The sequence below is a fragment of the Myroides sp. C15-4 genome (assembly GCF_050522745.1).
Lineage (GTDB): Bacteria > Bacteroidota > Bacteroidia > Flavobacteriales > Flavobacteriaceae > Flavobacterium.
This window is the reverse complement of the sequence record NZ_JBMVQX010000013.1, coordinates 1-20994: the sequence shown is the minus strand read 5'-3', so window position 1 is coordinate 20994 and position 20994 is coordinate 1. Positions and strand designations below refer to the sequence as shown.

Annotated in this window: 19 protein-coding genes and 1 pseudogene; 11 read left to right on the top strand and 9 right to left on the bottom strand. The window is 38.5% G+C overall.

Annotated elements, in window-relative coordinates; genetic code table 11:
* Positions 1–238: 238 nt before the first annotated feature.
* Together ACPDHL_RS07855 and ACPDHL_RS07850 are read left to right on the top strand one after the other, a co-directional pair.
* Entirely contained in the window at positions 239–571 is a 333-nt protein-coding gene (locus ACPDHL_RS07855) for a hypothetical protein (protein WP_430532226.1), read from the top strand.
* A 77-nt stretch (positions 572–648) separates the two neighbouring features.
* Positions 649–1110: pseudogene (locus ACPDHL_RS07850) on the top strand (inner membrane CreD family protein); the annotation flags it as partial.
* A gap of 513 nt (positions 1111–1623) precedes the next feature.
* On the opposite strand, the gene ACPDHL_RS07845 reads toward ACPDHL_RS07850, so the two are convergent.
* Both ACPDHL_RS07845 and ACPDHL_RS07840 read right to left on the bottom strand, forming a co-directional pair.
* Positions 1624–3012, bottom strand: a complete 1389-nt coding sequence (locus ACPDHL_RS07845; protein ID WP_430532225.1) for an aminopeptidase P family protein — start codon at positions 3010–3012, stop codon at positions 1624–1626.
* A 54-nt stretch (positions 3013–3066) separates the two neighbouring features.
* Positions 3067–3780: an SDR family oxidoreductase gene (locus tag ACPDHL_RS07840; RefSeq protein ID WP_430532224.1), complete on the bottom strand. Its 714-nt coding sequence runs from the start codon at positions 3778–3780 to the stop codon at positions 3067–3069.
* Positions 3781–3940: 160 nt separating this feature from the next.
* On the opposite strand from ACPDHL_RS07840, the gene ACPDHL_RS07835 reads away from it, so the two are divergent.
* Positions 3941–5293: an amidohydrolase family protein gene (locus ACPDHL_RS07835; RefSeq protein ID WP_430532223.1), complete on the top strand. Its 1353-nt coding sequence runs from the start codon at positions 3941–3943 to the stop codon at positions 5291–5293.
* 335 nt (positions 5294–5628) lie between these two features.
* Here ACPDHL_RS07835 and ACPDHL_RS07830 read toward each other — a convergent pair whose 3' ends face one another.
* A complete protein-coding gene (locus ACPDHL_RS07830) occupies positions 5629–6648 on the bottom strand; it encodes a hypothetical protein (protein ID WP_430532222.1) in 1020 nt (339 codons plus the stop codon).
* A 419-nt stretch (positions 6649–7067) separates the two neighbouring features.
* Between ACPDHL_RS07830 and ACPDHL_RS07825 the strand changes: the two genes are divergently transcribed.
* The 7 genes from ACPDHL_RS07825 (at position 7068) to ACPDHL_RS07795 (ending at position 17116) form a co-directional block, all read left to right on the top strand.
* Complete coding sequence (locus ACPDHL_RS07825) at positions 7068–7883, top strand: 2,3,4,5-tetrahydropyridine-2,6-dicarboxylate N-succinyltransferase (protein ID WP_430532221.1); 816 nt, start codon at positions 7068–7070, stop codon at positions 7881–7883.
* Positions 7884–7962: 79 nt separating this feature from the next.
* A complete protein-coding gene (locus tag ACPDHL_RS07820; protein ID WP_430532220.1) occupies positions 7963–9828 on the top strand; it encodes an LTA synthase family protein in 1866 nt (621 codons plus the stop codon).
* A 75-nt stretch (positions 9829–9903) separates the two neighbouring features.
* Complete coding sequence (locus tag ACPDHL_RS07815) at positions 9904–10653, top strand: glycosyltransferase family 2 protein (protein WP_430532219.1); 750 nt, start codon at positions 9904–9906, stop codon at positions 10651–10653.
* A gap of 40 nt (positions 10654–10693) precedes the next feature.
* Positions 10694–11458 carry a glycosyltransferase family 2 protein gene (locus ACPDHL_RS07810; protein WP_430532218.1) on the top strand — a complete coding sequence of 255 codons (765 nt, stop codon included), beginning with the start codon at positions 10694–10696 and terminating at the stop codon, positions 11456–11458.
* 50 nt (positions 11459–11508) lie between these two features.
* Positions 11509–12996, top strand: coding sequence for a hypothetical protein (locus ACPDHL_RS07805; RefSeq protein ID WP_430532217.1), 1488 nt, complete (start codon positions 11509–11511; stop codon positions 12994–12996).
* Positions 12997–13063: 67 nt separating this feature from the next.
* Positions 13064–16732 carry a phosphoribosylformylglycinamidine synthase gene (gene purL / locus ACPDHL_RS07800; protein ID WP_430532216.1) on the top strand — a complete coding sequence of 1223 codons (3669 nt, stop codon included), beginning with the start codon at positions 13064–13066 and terminating at the stop codon, positions 16730–16732.
* 159 nt (positions 16733–16891) lie between these two features.
* The gene (locus ACPDHL_RS07795; protein ID WP_430532215.1) at positions 16892–17116 is read left to right on the top strand and encodes a hypothetical protein; all 225 of its coding nucleotides are present in this window, start codon (positions 16892–16894) and stop codon (positions 17114–17116) included.
* Positions 17117–17243: 127 nt separating this feature from the next.
* Here the strand turns inward: ACPDHL_RS07795 and ACPDHL_RS07790 are convergent, their stop codons facing one another.
* From ACPDHL_RS07790 to ACPDHL_RS07765, 6 genes are all read right to left on the bottom strand, one after another.
* The gene (locus ACPDHL_RS07790) at positions 17244–17561 is read right to left on the bottom strand and encodes a rhodanese-like domain-containing protein (RefSeq protein ID WP_430532214.1); all 318 of its coding nucleotides are present in this window, start codon (positions 17559–17561) and stop codon (positions 17244–17246) included.
* Positions 17562–17647: 86 nt separating this feature from the next.
* The gene (locus ACPDHL_RS07785) at positions 17648–18664 is read right to left on the bottom strand and encodes a hypothetical protein (RefSeq protein WP_430532213.1); all 1017 of its coding nucleotides are present in this window, start codon (positions 18662–18664) and stop codon (positions 17648–17650) included.
* Positions 18665–18681: 17 nt separating this feature from the next.
* A complete protein-coding gene (locus ACPDHL_RS07780; RefSeq protein ID WP_430532212.1) occupies positions 18682–19329 on the bottom strand; it encodes a hypothetical protein in 648 nt (215 codons plus the stop codon).
* A 511-nt stretch (positions 19330–19840) separates the two neighbouring features.
* Entirely contained in the window at positions 19841–20083 is a 243-nt protein-coding gene (locus tag ACPDHL_RS07775; RefSeq protein WP_430532211.1) for a hypothetical protein, read from the bottom strand.
* Positions 20061–20333 (bottom strand): hypothetical protein, encoded by a 273-nt coding sequence (locus ACPDHL_RS07770; protein WP_430532210.1) that lies wholly within the window; start codon positions 20331–20333, stop codon positions 20061–20063. Before ACPDHL_RS07770 ends, ACPDHL_RS07775 begins: the two co-directional genes overlap by 23 nt.
* Positions 20320–20547: a hypothetical protein gene (locus ACPDHL_RS07765; RefSeq protein WP_430532209.1), complete on the bottom strand. Its 228-nt coding sequence runs from the start codon at positions 20545–20547 to the stop codon at positions 20320–20322. Before ACPDHL_RS07765 ends, ACPDHL_RS07770 begins: the two co-directional genes overlap by 14 nt.
* A gap of 127 nt (positions 20548–20674) precedes the next feature.
* On the opposite strand from ACPDHL_RS07765, the gene ACPDHL_RS07760 reads away from it, so the two are divergent.
* Complete coding sequence (locus tag ACPDHL_RS07760) at positions 20675–20971, top strand: hypothetical protein (protein ID WP_430532208.1); 297 nt, start codon at positions 20675–20677, stop codon at positions 20969–20971.
* The last annotated feature ends 23 nt before the right edge of the window (positions 20972–20994 follow it).

The following is a 20994-nucleotide window of genomic DNA, read 5'->3' as shown; positions in this document are numbered from 1 at the left end:
TTTTTGATTATTGTTTTTTATTTTACTATAAATTTTATTTATCGCAAAATACCACTCTTTTATCCCAATTTTACGGAAGACGGTAAAACTTATTTCGAGAAGCCTAAATATAAGAATAAAAAACGAAATGCTGTGTGAAGGATTTGTTATAAAAAAGGAAATTGAGCGATGAGATTGATGAGAGGATGAGAAATCCAAACCGAACAAACAGCAAATAGCAAATAGCAAACAACTACTCATGAAGCAAAAAAACAAAATTATCGTTTGTAAGTATCTGCCGAATCACATCGCAGCCATTACCCTATTTCCTTTTATAATCTACAAAAAAGCGTCTTATGCACAAGATCCTGTATTGGTCAACCATGAACGCATCCACCTCAAACAACAAATCGAATTGCTTATTCTCCCCTTTTATCTTTGGTATGGGATCGAATTCTTGTTGCGTTTGCTCTACTTTCGAAATAAACAAAAAGCATATCGTTCCATTTCTTTTGAACAAGAAGCTTATACGCACGAAGCAGACCTTACCTATCTAAAGAAGCGAAAGCACTATGCTTTTTTGAGACGATGAGATTGATGAGACGATAAGAAAAATCCAAGCCGAACAAAAAACAACGAAAAACAAAAAACAAAAAACGAACAACAAACAACAAACAACGAACAGGAAAAATTGATCGTTCCATCAAATATGCCCTGCTTTTTGTTGGGTTGACTTTTCTTGTTTTTTACTTTTTAGAAAACATCAAAAACCTAAAAATCAATTTAATACAATATGCTTTAATTGGTTTTGCGATCTTCTTAAACTACATTTTATTGCTTTCTTTTTCTGAATACCTCGGATTTACGCTCTCTTATTTTGCTTCTTCCCTAGCTACTATTGTGTTAATCACCTCCTTTACGTGGAAAATTTCAAAAAACAGGGGCAGTACAGCCACGATATTTGGATTATTGTTCCTCTTATACGGATTGCTTTACTTTTTAATCGAACTCAAAGAAACCGCTCTTCTTGTGGGTAGTATCAGTGTCTTTGTGATCCTCGCTGTACTGATGCAATTCTCGATTCGCATGACAGAAAGCAAGTCTACAAATGAAACCGAACCTATAGCCTAATAAAAAAGAGGGTGTCCCAAAAGGTCACCCTCTATTGTATTATACAAAAGGGATCGTAAGGGGTTTGTAAAGGGTTTGTAAAGGGAAACATTGGTAAAAAGGCCTAAAACCCTTGTAAGTATTAACTATCCCCTTACAAACCCTTTACAAGTACTTTTCTTGTTTACTTCAAAATATTGAATTTCAGTTTGTTATGGTTTTTTGTTTCGAAAAATAAAGGAAAAGAACTCTTTTTTCCAAAAATGGAAGAAAACGGAAGGGGGGATTTCGGGTTATTTTCAACTTGCCTAGTTTTTTTTTGCATTTGAAAAAATAGAATACAACTAAGTAGAGCTATAACAAGAGTTTGCCAGTTGAGCAAAACATCTCGTATCATCGTAATATAAACAGCAACAATCAAGGCAACATTCACAAAAAAAACCTCACCTAAAATTAGATGAGGTTCTATCTTGTAACGCTTATTAGACAGCTTCTTTTTTATCTTGATTTACAGCGAAGAAAAACGGTCTTGTTCTACTGTAGTTTTATATTTTCAATTTCCTCTACGGTACGGATTAACTCAGGACCTAATTGACGGTACCCCTGTTCTTCAATACGGAAATTATCTTCAATTCGAATACCTCCAAATGTTTTGTAAGCATTCAGCTTGTCATACTGGATAAAATCACTGCATTTATTTTCTGCTTGCCAGCGTTCGATCAATTCGGGAATAAAGTAGATTCCCGGTTCAACGGTTAGCACATGTCCTGTTTTCAACGCCTTACCCAAACGCAGGGATTTTAATCCAAACAGCTGTGTTTCTTTTGGTTGTTGGGGAGTGTACCCGACATATTGTTCCCCTAAATCTTCCATATCGTGTACATCCAATCCCATGAGATGTCCCAAGCCACATTGAAAAAACAACGTATGTGCATGGACCTGCACAGCATCTTCTGCACGGCCTTTCATCAAACCAAAATCGATTAATCCCTGTGAGAGGATCAACGCTGCATGTAGATGCACATCTTTAAATTTCACTCCTGCTTTCAACTGATGCTTCGCCCCCTCAAAAGCGGCCAATACAACCTGATATAAATCGCGTTGTTCTGGGGTAAATTTGGAATCCACAGGAAACGTACGCGTTAAATCGGAGGCATATCCACTAGGAGTTTCACATCCTGAATCATTCAGCAACAATTGACCCGATTGCAGCGTATTGCCTAAATAATGATTGTGCAAGATACCTCCATTCACTGTAACAATAGAAGGATAAGCGAGTCCACAATTTTCACGAGCGGCAACCGCTTGAATTGCAGCTGCAATTTCGTACTCTTTTACCCCTGGTTTTGCCATGCGCATAGCCGTTAGGTGCATGGCATTGGAAACAGTCAGTGCCTTTTCGATTTCACTGATTTCTTGTTCTTCTTTGATTTCCCTTTGCCCCACAACAGCTTGAATAAAAGAAACCGAAGGTCGAAAATCGGCAATTGAAATTTGCAGTAACTCACCTAATAAAATCTTATTAGCAGGTTGATAAGGCGGCAAATAGTGTATTTTTCTTTGGGTGGTCATCGCCGTAGCCAAATAATGGGCGAGTTCCGCATAGGAACGCATTTCAGTAACCCCAGCTTTTTCACATTTGGCTTTCAAGGTTTCTTGTCTTCCCATCCAAACCAAAGCATCCATCGACATTTCATCGCCAAAAATTACCGTTCGATTCTCATCCAAATCGACAATAGCAGCAATATGAGGCTGCTGAATTCCAAAATAGTACAAAAACGTACTATCTTGTCGAAAGGGATAGGTATTATCCTCAAAATTAATGGGATATTCTCCGTTGCTTAAAAACAAGAGAAGTCCTTGACGTCCCATTGTTTTGATCAATACTTCTCTTCTTTTTTGATACGTTTGACTACTAAACATCTTCTTTCTTTTTAATCTTTATACGATACCATTTGTTTGCTATATTCTCGTCTTTTAGACGTTAAAATCTTTCATTGCAGGCATATTGATCTCCTTGACACAAGTTGCCCTGCTGGTTTGTAAGATAAATCGAATCGCTGCTAATACATCGGCTAAAGGAATCAGGGCCCCATCAGTATCCGATATAACTTCCTCTACATCAACCGAATAATCATACTCCGTTGCTAAATACCCTAGGTTTAAAATACTGATACCGATGTTGTATTCGCGTAGTGTTTCCCTCAAGGCATGTACAACCCCTCTTAAAGCAAATTTTGAAGCCGAAAAAGCCACTTCTTTCCCTTTGTGATTTTCCAATCCCCAAGTAGAGCCAATAAGAATGATTTTGGCATTGGCACTCTGTTTCAAATTGGGGATAAACGCTTGCAGGGCCAAGAGACAAGAGGTGATATTGGTTTGAATGATTTGAACAATCTCTTCCGTCGAAGACTGCTCAAAGTCATACGTATCTTCAAAAGCTTCCTGTTCCCAAATACCGACATTATAGATAAGGTAATCTAAGGGTTGATCCTCTATCACCTCACGCACCGCAGCTACTGCTTGGATAGGCTGGGATAAATCAGCAGAAATCCACCTGTTATTTGGTGCTGATTCAGCAGGTTTGGATCGAGAAATCCCATAGACAAGATCTGATTCTTCGGGAATTACTTGAGCTATTGCTCGTCCTAATCCTTTACTTACGCCATATATTAAATAATTTTTACGCATGGTTTACCCTTTTATACAAAGCTAAGTGAGATTTGCATACACTACGCGATTTTATATAAAATTTAAAATAATCTCACCATACACCCAAAATAATATACTTTTTATCAAAAAAAGCAGAAATAACAATTTAATTACTTTATATTTACCCTAAAAAATAAACATGACACAAAGATTTTTAAAAATTAGTATGCTTTTTGGTGTACTTTGTTTAACGACTATAGGTTTTGCTCAAGACTTCCCTCAAGACAGAATTATACTCAAAAACGTAGAAATTTTTAATGGTAAAGACGCGGAAACTCGAATGGGTTCAATCGTTATAGAGAAGAATAAAATTAAAAAAGTTGTACTAGGAAAAGGAGAACTTCCTTCTTCAGAGCTTGTTGGTGCAAGAGTGATTGATGGCAAGGGAAAATTCGTAATGCCTGGGATGATTGATTCTCATTGGCATTCGTTTTTAGCGGCAAATTCCAATCAAGCGATTATGTTGGGAGACGAGAGCTTCTTGTTTATCAATGCGGCAAAAGAATCTGAAAACACCTTACAGCGTGGATTTACAACAGTCAGAGACTTAGGTGGTCACGTAATGGGAATCAAACAAGCCAATGATTATGGCATTAACAAAGGCCCTCGAATTTACCCTAGTGAAGCGATGATTTCACAAACAGGTGGACACGGAGATGCTAGTTTTCCGTGGTCTGAACCGCGTATGGTGGACCACACACCTCCTCGATTTCAGGTATTAGGAGGAAGTATTATTGCCGATGGAGAGCAAGAAGTTACCGTTGCAGCTAGAGAACAGTTGAGAAAAGGAGCTTCTCAATTAAAAGTGATGGCGGGGGGTGGCGTTGCTACGATATACGATCCGTTAGACGCAGCACAATACACAACCAAAGAGATCAAAGCTGCTGTAGATGCAGCAGAAAACTGGGGAACCTATGTGACAGTTCACGCCTATACACCAAAAGCCGTTAGACAAGCGATTGACGCAGGGGTTAAATGTATTGATCACGGTCATTTGTTAGATGAAGCTACAGTAAAAATAATAGCAGAAAAGAACCTTTGGTTGAGCATGCAACCGTTTGACGAAGATGCAAGTGCTTATACCAATCCCGAACAAATTGCCAACAAAATACTAGTGGGTAAAGGAACTGAAAATGTGTATACATGGGCAAAGAAATACAAAGTAAACCTAGCCTTTGGAACGGATTTAGTTTCTCCTCCTAAAAATCCATTGAGACAAAATGAATTGGTGGTTAACCTAAAACAATGGTTTACCAATTACCAAATTCTAAAAATGATCACCTATGACAATGCCCAACTGCTTAAAATGAGTGGACCTCGAAATCCCTATCCAGCAGATCTAGGTATCATCGCAGAAGGTGCTTATGCTGATCTCTTGCTTTTCGACAAAAGTGCGCTGGAAGATATCAGTGTAATTGGAGATCCCAAAAACAACTTACTGCTCATTATCAAAGATGGCAAGCTATACAAAGATCAATTATCTGCGAAATAATCGCCTTTTATACAGCGAAAGAGGGTGGCCGTTTGGGGTCACCCTCTTTGTATTTTTATCCCCCTGCCAAAGGGCTACAAGGAGTGATCAAGCCTATCTCATCGGTATGCTAGCGCATTATATCTATGGTGTGTCCATCGTGCGTCTATAAAAAACCCTTGTTTTAATAGAGTCACTATGGAGTCACTATGGAGTCATACTGGACGCACGCCAAAGAAAACCTTATCATGCTCCTTTCATGCTCCTCTTCTACTATACAAGGCAAGTAAAACAGGTCCTACTAGTTGTTTTTCAACTCTTCTTTTCACCTTCACAGATGGCTTAAGTCCCTTATTTTATTTACTTATACGGTTAAACTCCAACGTATAGCGATCTGCTTCTTTTAACACCTTCATTACTTCTTGAGGTTGGTATAGATCTACAGATGGCTCAAACAGACCAAAATTCCCTCCACCTGTAAGATCATTTACTTTTTTGGTGTCTGACTTACTCAACCCTGTAAAAAACAACACCTTGGACATTCCTCCTTCTGAGGCACTTTGATACATGCTATACACATTGTTATTTTCGGTGTCTTCGGTGTATTTTACTCCTTCAATCCAATTCGTCATGTAGTTGTCCAACACTTGATCTGCAAAAATTAAATCTTGGTGTTTACTGACGTAATTTGCTGGAAAAAAAGCTCTTCCTATCCCACTAACGACAAACGTACTATAGCCTTTACTCCCCATCCAACGCGGGGTTAAATTCGCATTGAGAAGCAGTGTTTTATTGGATGATAGGGATGTATTATAGGCAGCACCCAATCCGACAACAGCAGTCGATCCTCCAAAGATCACACGTCCTTCATCGAGGTACTTCCCTTCGCTATCTGTAATCCGATCAGCCATACTCAATAAGGCATAAATTGCACTTTCTTCAAAGGATTTTCGGTTGTCATAATAACCAAAAGGTTCACCATTTGCATTTTTACCTACTTTACTCCCACCAAAGCCAATTCGATCAATCGCAATGATGTGGTACTTACTCATCAGTTCTTCATCCAAAAAATAGGGCAAAAAACGCGTAATATTATCTCCATTCTCTGGAATTAAAATCAGGTAAGGGTTGCGAACCCCACCTAAATAATCATATCCCTCCACGTAACGTTCTCTTTTATTACTCAAATAGCCAATTTTTAAGTTACTCACCCTCAAAGTATCATAAATAGGCACTCTGAGTTTTTTGTCTTTAAATTGTTGCTCCATTTTCACAGGATCATACTCTTGATAAAAGAAGTCGTATTTACACCAGGTATAGAGATAACACAACAGAAGTAGCCCCCCTATACCCAGCCCTATTTTTTTTACTTGCATATTTGATTTTCTTATTTTCACATTTTCCGCAAAATTACAGTTAAAATCACAATATCATTCGATCCACCCCTAAAAACGCCAAAAGCAAAGGATACACCTCTTTTTTTTCGGTTAGCTACCCCTTGATTTCCCACCTAAAAACACGAGATTTCCCCTACTACTCTTCACAATTTCTAAACATTTATACTTATATTTGCTTCTATTTAAAGTATCAACAATACGCATTTCACCTTACTAGATACGCGCATGAAAAACATCGGGTAGATCGGGTTAGGTTCTAGGAATAATCCATTGGGAGTAAACCTAGTAATTTAGCAAAACAACCCGTTGATCAACTGTTGCATTCGATTTTAGTAAAGCGGATTTAATGGCCATAATTCAAGCCATTGGAACAAAAAAATAATCTCAAAAAAGCAAAGATGAATCATCTCCAACACATTATTGAACAAGCCTGGGCAGATCGTTCGCTGCTACAGAATCAAGATACACAAGACGCTATTTGCGCGGTCATTGAAGCCATTGACCAAGGTAAATTGCGCGTTGCAGAACCAACTGCAACGGGATGGCAAGTAAATGAATGGGTAAAAAAAGCCGTTGTTTTATACTTTCCCATTCAAAAAATGGAAACCTTTGAGGTGGGAATTTTCGAATACCACGATAAGATGCCATTAAAACGCAACTATGCAGCCAAGGGCATTCGCGTGGTTCCCAATGCAGTAGCTCGACATGGGGCTTATATTTCTTCTGGTGTCATCTTAATGCCCTCTTATGTCAATATTGGAGCTTATGTAGACGAAGGTACCATGGTAGATACCTGGGCAACCGTAGGTTCTTGTGCGCAAATTGGCAAACATGTACACTTGTCAGGTGGTGTGGGAATTGGCGGGGTTTTAGAACCTTTACAAGCGGCTCCTGTCATCATTGAAGACCACGCTTTTATCGGTTCACGTTGTATTGTTGTGGAAGGTGTTCGCGTGGGAAAAGAAGCGGTTTTAGGCGCCAATGTCGTTTTAACCGCATCGACAAAAATCATTGATGTAACGGGAGAACAACCCATCGAAATGAAAGGATATGTACCCGAACGCGCCGTTGTAATTCCCGGTTCGTATACCAAAGAATTTCCTGCGGGAGCGTATCAAGTACCTTGTGCCTTGATCATAGGGCAGCGCAAAGCCTCTACAGATTTAAAGACATCGTTAAACGACGCATTGAGAGAATATAACGTTGCAGTGTAATACCGCCGCAACAGCAACATACAATTACCACAGTATGAACATACTGTGGTAATTTACGTTTAAAAGACAAGAGAATTTTATGACTAAGCTATTTTCTAAAAACCTCAGCGTATTTACCTTGAGATTTTTACTTATTTTCGCCTTTTACCAACTGGTTCGCTTTGGTTTTTACTGGTACAACGGACATTTACTTGACCCCATGGACTTCAAGGTACTCTCAGGAGGTATTCGCTTTGATTTATCCGCCTTAGGTTTTATTAACCTTGTTTTTGCGCTCTTGCATCTCTGGCCGGGAAAATTTCAGACAAAAAAAGGCTATCAAACCTTTTTGTTTTACAGCTTTTATCTAGTCAACATACTGATTCTCTGTTTAAATTTCGTTGATTTTGAATACTTTAGATTTATTGGTAGACGTAGCTCCTATGCCTTTATCACTGCATCGGGTATGGAAAACGAACTCCCTGGGTTATTGAAAAACTTTATTGTTGACTATTGGTGGATTCCTTTGTTTATGTTGGGATCTTTTGTCTTCTTTTGGCTGATTTACCGCAAGATAAACTACAAAATATACGATTCGCGTTTTAATTTTCCACAAGCCATTATTGCCCTGGTTGTAACAGGTGTTTTATTGCTTTTTGGTCGTGGGGGATTACAGCCCAAACCTATCCGATTGGTAGATGCAGCAGGTTATGGCGGCCTAAAAAACACCGCCTTGGTATTAAACACCCCTTTCTCCGTATTGAAAACCATGGGTAAAAAGGAAACACTCCCCGACTATAATTTCTATAGCGAAGAAGAGTTAGTAAACATCTTTAATCCCGTTCAAACGTTCCAATACGATTCAATCAACAAAAAGAACGTAGTCTTGTTGATTGTTGAAAGTTTTGGTCGAGAGAATATGCATATTGGCTTGACGCCCTTTATGGATTCTCTAGCGGCAAATAGCTATTTTTTTGAGTATGGTTTTGCCAATGGCAAAGTTTCTATTGACGCTGTTCCCTCTTCTATTTCGAGTATTCCCAGTCTAATGGATCGCACGTTTATCACATCGAGCTATGCGTTAAACGACGTCTATCCTTTACCTAAAATACTCAACGAACAAGGTTATCACACCGCTTTTTTCCACGGCGCCTTCAACGGAAGTCAAAACTTTGATCAATATGCCAATGTTGCCGGATTCAAAGAATACTATGGCAAAAACGAATACGAAGGTCCAGAAGCCTTTGATGGCGCTTGGGGTATTTTTGACGAAGAATTCTTGCAGTTCTTTGCCAAAAAACTCGATCAGTTCCATACGCCTTTCTTCTCTACTCTATTTACCATTTCTTCCCATAATCCGTACACGATTCCAGAGAAATACAAGGGTAAATTCCCGAAAGGAACGGGCGACATACACGAATCTATTGCCTATGCGGATTATTCGCTTCGCCAATTTTTCAAAACAGCACAAACAAAATCGTGGTATAACAACACCCTTTTTATTGTTGTGGCGGACCATACCTCTTCGGACGGACGAGAAGAAAAATGGAAAACCAATGTGGGGAAATTTAGAATTCCCATCTTGTTTTTCGCGCCTGGAGATCCGTCTCTCCCTGTGACTAAAGTCGAACGCAATTTCCAACAAATTGACTTATTACCTAGTTTGATGGATTACTTACAGCTTAATACTCAAGTGGTTTCTTTTGGTAAATCATACCAATCTGAGCAAGATTTTGCCATCAGCTATTTGAGCAATATTTACAATTACGAAGAAGGCGATTATTACCTTGCTTTTGATGGAAGCAAGAGTTTGGGGCTTTACAATTGGAAAACGGATCCAGAGTTAAAAGATAATCTCCTAACCAAAGAAGTAGAAAAGGTAAAAGAAATGGAGCGTTTTCTAAAGGCATACATCCAAACATTTAATACGCGCGTAAAAAACAATCAATTAATTATTAAAAAATAATTGATTGTTTTTTAGCATCTTTACGACAAAATAACAACCGTTTAACTTGATACGTTATAAAAAACAACAAACACTATGGCAATCAGTGGATTAGTAATTACATTTAACGAAGAAAAAAACATAGGAAAGTGTATTGATGCTTTATTTCAATACTGTGATGAAGTCATCATCATTGATTCCAACAGCAAGGACAACACCGTTGAAATTGCAAAGAGCAAAGGAGCACAAGTTTACCTTCAGGCGTTTTTGGGCGATGGACCGCAGCGCTCCCACGGGCTACAATACTGTAAAAACGATTGGATTATGAATTTGGATGCGGATGAGTTTTTGGATGTCGATGCGCTGGCTTTTATCCAGTCCAAAGCTTATGAAAACAGCCCTTATGACGGATTCAAGTTTCGAGTTAAAAACTTCTTAGGCGATAAGTTAATTAATTTTTCGGGTTGGTATCCCGATTCTAAGGTGCGTTTTTTCAACAAGAAGACAGCTCATCCTTCAGCGGATATCACCCATCAATATATTGTAACCACGAATGAAAAGAGTGTCAATGTTCACATTTTGCACTATGGTTGGCAGAACTATAAACAGGTGATTGACAAAAAGAACCAATACTCTACATGGGCCTCCCAACAAATGTTTGAAAAAGGGAAAAAAGTATCTGCTTTCAAACCGGTGTTAAATGGTACGGTTTCCTTTATTCGATGTTATTTTTTCAAAAAAGGTTTTCTCCATGGCATTGATGGCTTAGCTTTTGCAATAATTCAATCCTTCTTTTCGTTTATGAAGTATGTAAAACTAATTCGATTACATAAATCGAACAACTAGATTGAATTCCAAAACACATTAAATTGCTCATAACATATTTATGAAAAAAAAGATAACTCTTTTAATTCCCACCAAGAATGAGGAGTCTAATATTAGGGACTGCATTTTATCTGCTAAAAACTTAGTAGATGAGATTTATCTTGTTGATTCATTCAGCACAGATAAAACAGTAGACCTTGCTCGCGAACTCGGTGCTCACATTCTTTCTCGTCAATTTGACAACTATTCAGATCAGAAGAATTGGGCGATTGCACAGGTTCCTAGCGATTGGATTCTCCTACTTGATGCGGATGAAAAGATCACACCAGAATTAGAGCAAGAAATCACCACTTTAGTGGAACAAAACACACTAGATCAATGCAATGCTTATTGGGTTTATCGCAAAAACTTTTTTTTTAATCGCGAAATAAAATATTCGGGTTATCAAAAAGACAAGGTCATTCGTTTATTTAAAAAAACAAGTTCACGATACACCAATCGCGTACACGAATGTTTACACGTTGAAGGAAAAGTGGGCTTTTTAACGGAGAAACTCTATCACAATACTTATCGCGGATTTGATTTTCACTTAGCGAAGTTGAGTCGTTATGCCAGTTTACAAGCGGAAGATTACGACAAGAAAACAGGAAAGTTAACAGGCTTTCACTTTGTTGTAAAACCAGGCATGCGTTTTCTCAAGCACTATATTTTAAAACAAGGGTTTAGAGATGGTATTCCAGGGTTAATTCTCTCCTCTCTCAACGCTTATGCCACTTTCTTGCGCTATGTAAAATTGTGGATGTTGCGCAATAAAATTGAAAGTTAGTCGCAACCCCTTTGCATTATTTTCTTTATCTTTACGACTAAACGCACCTTATGAATACGCTACGGTTTTTACTTCTATGTATTATTTTGTTCAGCTTCACTAGTTGCCGAACGGATATGGATTTTGAACCTGTAGCTCAATCTTTGCGCTTTTCTGCGGATACCGTTTACTTGGATCCTGTTTTTTCAGAAACTCAGTCGAGTTCCTATTTGGTAAAAATCTACAATACGAGTAATAAAAACATAAAAATTCCACAACTTACGTTGGGTAAAGGCGAACAGTCCTACTTCAATTTGTTGGTGGAAGGCCAAACGGGCAAGCAGTTTTCTAACGTGGAGCTTTTAGCCAAAGACAGCTTATATGTATTTGTTCACACTTTGGGTAAAGCCGATCCAAAAACAACGGAATTCATTTATACAGATCAATTACGTGTAATGGGTAATACACAGCCCCAAAGCATTGAATTGGTTACCCTGATCAAGGATGCTTATTTTTTACATCCGGGCAAGGTAGAACAACAAGTGCTCCACAGCGTAAAGCTAGCGGATGAAACGACAATTGAGGGATTTTACTTGGGTGACACCAACGTTCACACTAAAAACACACTGCACCTAGACCATACGAAACCGTATGTCGTGTATGGGTATGCAATTATTCCCGAAAATCAAACTCTTTATTTAGCAGCGGGTACTCAATTGTACTTTCATGAGAATTCGGGCATTATTGGCTTAAAAGGCAGTGCTATCCAAGCACAGGGTACACTGGAAAAACCCATTGTTTTTCGCCATGATCGCCTAGAAGCTTCCTATGCCTATACTGCAGGACAATGGTCGGGTATTCGCCTACAAAATCCTGGATCTAGTACCTTGGATCACGTGCGCATTGAGCAAGCGAAAATTGGACTATACCTTGATCACGCCGTTGATTTCACCCTAAAAAACACCCAATTATACAACCATTCCTATACCGCTTTGGAAGCGATAAACTCAACTATTGTAGGACAAAATATCGTGGCTGCTACGACGCAAAATGCAACAGTCGTTTTGCGCGGTGGCGGAAACTACCTTTTTCAACATTGTACATTTAGCACTAGTGGATTCCGTCCCGATCAACATGCCTTGCGTATTGACAATAGTACAGCGACACCGTTTACGCGTATCCTCATTCAAAACAGTCTTATTCACAGTGCTATTGCGCAAAGTTTTGCCTTTACTGGGGATGAGGCTCCAGCTCATGTTCGATTTGACTCCAATGCGCTAAAAGATACGAGTAAGCGAAATACAACTTCTTCGGTTTACAACTACGACAATGAATCGATGTACCACAACAATATTTTCTTAAACACACCTGCACTCGCCACCATTGATTTTCAGGATCCCAAAAAGAACCTCTTTTACTACTCCAGTCTGATGACACACTTAATTGGCAAAGGCAATCGGGCAATTGCGGCAAGTGTTCCTCAAGATTTAAATGGAAAAGACCGAAGAAACGCTCCTGATTTGGGGGCTTATCAGCATATTGAAACTACGAAAGAATAATTTTTTAATTGTCTTTTTTTAGTATATTTTTGCATCTTACAACAACAACTAAAATAATCTTATCGCAATGATTTATTTCTTCGAAAACCCTTCGAAAAAGTTCTACGCTGTTCAGGTGGAGAACGCTTTATCTATTGAAGATATTCAAAAACTAAACTGGCTTTTTGGCAATGCTACGCATCTAGATCAAAAAGTAATCAACAACAAATTTATTGGTCCACGTGCAACGATGATTACTCCTTGGAGTACGAATGCAGTTGAAATTACACAAAACATGGGCATCAATGGAATTGTTCGCATTGAAGAATTTTTCGAAGCAAACCAACAAGAGTTTGATCCGATGTTGTCTCAAGTATTTGAATCATTAAATCAAGATATTTTCGCGATTCACATTCAACCAGAGCCAATTCTGTACATCGAAGATATTGCGAAATACAACCAAGAAGAAGGTTTAGCGCTAAATGAGGAAGAAATTGCTTATTTGGAAGACTTAGCTCAAAAAATAGGACGTAAACTAACAGATTCAGAGGTATTTGGTTTTTCACAAGTAAACTCAGAACACTGTCGTCATAAGATATTCAACGGAACATTTGTCATTGATGGAGAAGAGCAACCTACTTCCCTATTCAAATTAATCAAAAAGACATCGGAGATGAATCCGAATGCTATTGTTTCGGCGTATAAGGATAACGTTGCTTTTGTAAAAGGACCACGTGTTACTCAATTTGCTCCTAAGTCGGCAGATAAACCGGATTTTTATGTAGAGAAAGAATTTGATTCTGTGATTTCATTAAAAGCAGAGACGCATAACTTCCCTACAACAGTAGAGCCTTTTAATGGAGCTGCAACAGGATCAGGAGGAGAAATTCGCGACCGTTTAGCGGGAGGACAAGGGTCTTTACCTTTAGCGGGAACTGCAATTTACATGACTTCTTACTCGCGTTTAGAAGAGAATCGCCCGTGGGAAAAAGCCATGGATGAAAGAGCGTGGTTATACCAAACCCCTATTGATATTTTAATCAAAGCTTCGAATGGAGCTTCTGATTTTGGAAATAAATTCGGTCAACCGTTAATTACGGGATCTATCCTTACCTTCGAGCACGAAGAAGACGCGCGCAAACTTGGTTTTGACAAGGTTATTATGCAAGCCGGAGGGATTGGTTATGGAAAATTAGACCAGGCGAAAAAACACAAACCAGAACAAGGAGACCAAGTGGTGATCCTCGGTGGTGAGAACTACCGCATTGGTATGGGAGGAGCTGCGGTTTCTTCTGCCAATACAGGAGCTTTTGGTTCTGGTATTGAGTTAAATGCCATTCAGCGTTCCAATCCAGAGATGCAAAAACGCGCGGCGAATGCAATCCGCGGTTTAGTTGAAGCAGACCACAACCCTATTGTATCGATTCACGATCACGGTGCAGGTGGACACTTAAACTGTTTATCGGAATTAGTAGAAGAAACAGGTGGACATATCAACTTAGATCAATTGCCTGTGGGTGATCCAACGCTTTCTGCAAAAGAAACGATCGGAAACGAATCACAAGAGCGCATGGGATTGGTTATTGCCCAAAAAGACATGGATACCTTAACGCGTATTGCAGAAAGAGAACGCGCACCGATGTATGCTGTGGGTGAAATCACCAATGATCATCGTTTCACTATCGAATCAGCAAAAACAGGAGCAAAACCAATGGATTTTGCTATTGAGGAAATGTTCGGTAGCTCGCCAAAAACAATTATGGCAGATCAAAAAATCGAGCGTATTTATGCGGATTTAGATTATAGTGTTGAAAAAGTAGACGAGTATTTAAACCAATTGTTACAATTAGAAGCTGTAGCTTCCAAAGATTGGTTAACCAATAAAGTAGACCGTTGTGTAGGAGGTCGCGTGGCTAAACAACAATGTACAGGTCCTTTACAATTACCGTTAAACAACTTAGGGGCGATGGCTCTTGACTTCAAAGGAAAAGAGGGAATTGCTACAACAGTAGGTCACTCTCCTGTGGTTGCCTTAGTTGATCCAACAGCAGGAAGTAGAAATGCTATTGCGGAAGCTTTATCTAATATTGTATGGGCTCCTCTAAACGAGGGAATGAAAAACATTTCCCTATCTGCTAACTGGATGTGGGCCTGTAATAACCCTGGAGAAGACGCTCGTTTATACGAAGCTGTACAAGCCTGTTCGGATTTTGCAATCGAATTGGGAATCAATATTCCAACGGGAAAAGATTCACTTTCAATGAAGCAAAAATATCCAAATGACGAGGTAATTGCTCCAGGAACAGTTATTATTTCTGCTGCATCAAACTGTACGGATATTACGAAAATCGTTGAACCAACCTTGAAAAAAGACGGTGGATCGATTTACTACATCCGCTTATCTCAAGATGAGTTCAAATTAGGAGGTTCTTCTTTTGCACAAATTTTAAACAAAATTGGTCAAGAGGTTCCTACGATTCAAGATGCGGCTTATTTCAAAAAGGCATTCAATGCGGTTCAAGCCTTAGTTGACAACAGACAAATTGCTGCAGGTCACGATATCGGAAGTGGTGGATTAATCACCACCCTATTGGAAATGACGTTTGCTGATGTAAATTTAGGTGCCGCTTACGACTTGACTCCTTTACATGAAAAAGATACGGTAAAAGCGCTTTTCAACGAAAATATCGGTTTAGTTCTTCAAGCGAAAAACGACAGTGAATTCGAAAAAGCACTAGCAGCAGCAGGTGTTGAAGCAACTAAAATCGGAACCGTTCAAACGACGGAAACGGTTTCATTTAAAAATGGAAACGACAGCTTTAGCTATAGTGTTCCTGCGATTCGCGATACGTGGTTCAAAACGTCGTATTTATTGGATCAAAAACAAACGAAAAACGACAGAGCGACGGATCGCTTTACCAACTATAAAAACCAACCGCTACAATTTGCTTTCCCTGCTCAATTTGACGGGAAGAAACCTGCAATTGACGCGTCTAAACCACGTCCAAAAGCAGCGATTATCCGCGAGAAAGGAAGTAACTCTGAGCGCGAGGTTGCCAATGCGATGTTCTTAGCTGGATTTGACGTAAAAGACGTTCACATGACGGACTTAATCTCAGGAAGAGAAACACTAGAAGACATCCAATTTATTGGAGCCGTTGGTGGTTTCTCCAACTCTGACGTATTGGGATCTGCAAAAGGATGGGCGGGTGCTTTTATGTACAACGAAAAAGCCAATACCGCTTTGAAAAACTTCTTTGCACGTAAAGACACACTTTCTGTCGGTATTTGCAATGGTTGTCAGCTATTTATGGAATTAGAGTTAATCAATCCAGAACATGCGGTACACGGAAAAATGTTACACAACGATTCTCAAAAACACGAGAGTAACTTTACGTCTGTTACGATTCAAGAAAACAACTCCATCATGTTATCTACACTAGCAGGTAGTACGTTAGGGGTTTGGATTTCACATGGTGAAGGTAAATTCAACTTACCTGAATCAGAAAGCAACTACAATATTGTAGCGAAATACGCGTACGATAGCTATCCAGCTAATCCAAATGGATCGGATTACAACACAGCGATGTTATGTGATACTACAGGACGTCACTTGGTGATGATGCCACATATTGAGCGTTCTTTATTCCAATGGCACTGGGCGAATTACCCAGCAGGTCGTCAGGATGAAGTATCTCCTTGGATGGAAGCTTTTGTTAATGCACGTCAATGGATTGAAGCAATCAACGAAAAATAATATACGCAAAAGCCCTCGATATCGAGGGCTTTTTTTATGGGTCTTAACAAGTAATTAGCAGCAAACCAATCGCTTTGTCAAAAAAAATATGTAGCTTTATGGAAAGGCACTTGAATGGAGTGCACTTGTGAATTGAAAAACATGTAAAAAGAAATCATTATGAAAGTAAGACCTATTCGTACGGAGGAAGATTATCACATGGCTATGATAAAGGTACAATTATTAGAAAGTACACCACAAAATAGAGATACTGCAGATGAATTGGAGGTGATGCAAATTCTAATTGAAAAGTATGAGCGAGACAATGCTCCCATGGGAATGCCAGATCCGATTGACAGTATCAAAATATACAACCAATATTTTTCTGATGAAAAAGAAGAGTAACTAAAAAAACCAACACTCGCTTTGAAGCCAGGTGTTGGTTTTTTTGTTTTATTTTTACTCGATCAAAGACAGTGTACGATCTTTTACGTTTTAATTGTTCTTGTGAAAAAGAATCACTACTCTCCCTCTACCCTATTTGTTTAATGACAGTTCGAATCCCACCTGCATTATACACCTGTTGATAGCCTAACTGTTCCAATACTCTTTTTGCCTGTTGGCTTCGCATTCCACTTCGACAGAACACAACGATTGGTGTTTCCTTACTATAGCGACCTATTTTTGCCGTTAATTGATCTAAGGGGATATTTACAGCCTTCTTTGCGCTTCCGCTCAGGTATTCTCCCTGCGTGCGTACATCGATGAGTATGGCTCCCTCTTGTACTTTCTTGGCTAGATTTATTTGTGTTTCCCCTGAGCCAAATAGGCTTTTTAACCACTGTAACATGTTTTTCTCTTTTAGACATACAAAGATAGCATAGCCTTATGATCTATATCGTAACTTATGTTACACTGCGCTTCTTTTGCATTCACTTAGTCTCTAAGCTTAAAGAAAGGATATACTTCCTCATAAAAATCGTGGGTTAAAGCCACATCGCGAAAAAAGCTAACAAAGTCCATTTTAAAATCATATCGCGTATAAGAAGTATGCCTCATGCTTTGGTGCATGGCTTGACTCACTGCTTTTTGCTGCTGTGCAGGAGCACTATCATACAGCTGTTTTAATAGGAGTGCGTCTGTAGTCCACTGACCGCTATGTTGTATAAACACTTGATTCAAAATTTGTTTCACTTGGGTTTGCCACTGTTTTTCGCTTTGCATATTGTTAAGCGATAAGGCAAACCAGGTGCTGTATTGTTGGTAAAAATCCTCAAACTTCTTACTGTGGTGCGAAATGCGTTTATCAAAGGCTTTCATCGTATTCATAATCGTTGCAAACAAAGCATAGGCAATGGGTTTATCGAGGTTTACGGTGATGAAATCGTTGACGGGTTCAAAGGCAATTTCTAGCGTATCCAAGATCTTTTTAATCTTTACTCCTTCCAGGGTTTTTCTTTTTCCAGCAACCGCCTTGAAAGTTTGCTCCATAATATCGGCCACATAAGTGGTGGTATAGTCTGTTTTTTCTTGCGAGAAAGTAACGATAAATTGCTGTTCTAAGGTTTTGTTTTTCTTGAATATTTCTGCCAACCACTGCACTAGGGTTTCTTTGGTTTGCCCTTCTAACAAAGCACCACTGGCAGAAACCTTGCCTTTTGCTCTTCCTTTTTTGGCCAATTGTGTTGGTGCAACTTTTACTCCTTTTTGGGCAATATGCTGCAATACCGCTCCCTGGTGAATACACAGCCTTCCCTCCTCTCCACAGTCACACGTCATCTGTTGGACACCCAGCTCATCTAGCTGTAGGTGAACGTCATAGGTTGCTTCTCCTTCATCGACAAAAGCGACAAAACACCCTGATTCTTCTTCATCTAACTCTCTAACTTCTACGGTCTTCATTCTCGCTTTTTCTTGGGTGGTTAAGCGTTGAAGTAGTTCTTGTATCGTCATGTATGCGTTGTATTATCCTATTTTTTTGTTTGTTCACCGTCTAAAGCTTTTTGAACAAGATCAATTAATTCTTCTTTTGTCATCAATTGATTGAGGTAATCTTCTAAACTTCCCTCGTTGGTCATTTCACTAAAAAACACTTCGTGATCGGTACCAAAAACGGTTGGGTTTTCTGGTTGAGGATCCTCTAAACTGATATACAATTGATCTGGGAATCCGTAACTGTAAAACAATTGTAAAAATTCACCATGTTCTTTTCCCGTCACTTTTTGTACTTCGCTTAGATTCACAAGGGTATCATCGTCAAAATATCCGATATACCACTCGTCATAATCTGCAGTACCAGGTGTGAAAGGCGTAAATAATACAGGTTGCCAAAAAGTTTGTCCATGAGGTTCTTCTGTCAAGACATAGAAGTGATCTAGGATTTTTTGATACAATAATTCGCGGTTGTTCTCTACTAAATCACGATGTTGTTCAATAAATTCGCCTAGTCCATGAATAGGTTCTGTTTCTACTGCTGTTGCCCAAGGGGTATCGACAGGTTTTCGGTATAAAACAGTCGAAAAGTCAATACTTAAGAGATCTGCTACACGCGAAATACCTTTTACTTGACGGATATTTCCACCTAATTGACTAATTCGTTCTAAAATTTCTTTTTTCATCCTCTATTTTTTTCATCTAACAACTGTATATCTTTTTCCAATTAACAAGCTAAATCGCTCCTATCTGCCTATACCAGATGATAATCACTAATACCTCCAAAATTGGAGCATGCTCAGCAGTTTGATTTCTCAAATATACGACAAGTTTACCGTGGACGGTTTACAGCTTAGTTTACTTCTCTTTGTATTGAATAATCTTCCTTCAACCGTTAACAGTAAACTGTTAACTAAGTTCACTGTTGCTTTTTTGTAGGCTTCGGCTGTACTTTACCTTTTGAAACACTTTGCCATTGTCGTTGAATATGTCAGGGCCGAGCGTTAAGAAAATGTCTGGTAGACATTTTTAGCGATGGAGCCAGGTGGCGTGGTGGCCAAATAGTGTAACGGTGGTGGGGTGTTTCTTTTTTCTATTAAACAATCCCCCCTTAAAAAAAGTCTTTTCTAATTGTCATACTGAGTGAAACGAAGTAAAAACCCCTTTGATCCGTTTGGGAAGGTTGGGGTGGTGTTTTTATTTATTGTTACTTTTATACAAAGCCTTATATAAAACTTCGTCATTTTGCGTTACTGTTATCATAACTTCCTCTTCTTTCATTGCATTATATCCATCAAAGTCATTAAATAAATTCGTATCTAAATCATTGTATTGAATCTTTATTTCGGAAAGTTCTACTAAAGGATCTGTTATAATTAACTTATAATAACATTGCTTATTTACTGTCACTCTATGTTTAAATAATTGTAATACCCCCATAACTTTTTGAATAACTAAAATCATATTTATAAACATAAAAGCTATAATTCATTTTATTAGTATAAACAATGTTTGGTTCAACTACTTCTATAAAAGTTTTATTTGCAATTGCTTTTTCTTTTGGTACACTAACTATTTTACCAATATGTATAAAAGTATTATGTGGGCTAATCATTAATGATCCAATAATGTAAACTACAACGATTACCAAAAACCATAGTATTTTTTTAATTGTCTTATTTTTCATCATTCCTTTTACTTACATCATTAATGTTTAATTTGTTATCAATACGCTCACCACTATTTTTTCTTTCAATATCCTTAAAATACGAATTAGTCCAAAAAGTAGTTTTGTCTGCACCTTCTAATCCACCTGCTTCAACTGCCTCATTGACATTATCCGTACACCAATTAAAAAACTCAGTATAATCTTTTTCAGTAATATCTTTCGCTGTATTATACATATCTAAATCCTGCTTTTCATTTGTAGAAATCTGAAATGCCTTCTCATATCGTTGACGAAGATTACCGTCTCTAACTCACTCTGAAGTTTCAAAGCCTTTTCCATCGTAATAATTTTCCTTAAATGTATTGTGCTGTGATTGTGCAAATTCTTCAACAGACCTATATTTAGCTCGAAGATATAGAATTACCACAGATTCTGACCACAATTATTTAGTAGTTGATAATATCATAGATAGAGCATTTACACAAACCAAACCAGGTAAAGCTTGGGTATCCGATATGACTTATATCGCTGTAAAAGAGGGGATTATTTATCTAACTACAATAACAGATTTATTCGATAGAAAGGTGATTGGATGGAGCCTGAGTTGGGTATTTCGGTCAGACCGTGCCACCTATTTCGGTCAAATGGTGCCACTTTAAAAAGTTATACAATAATACAAAAA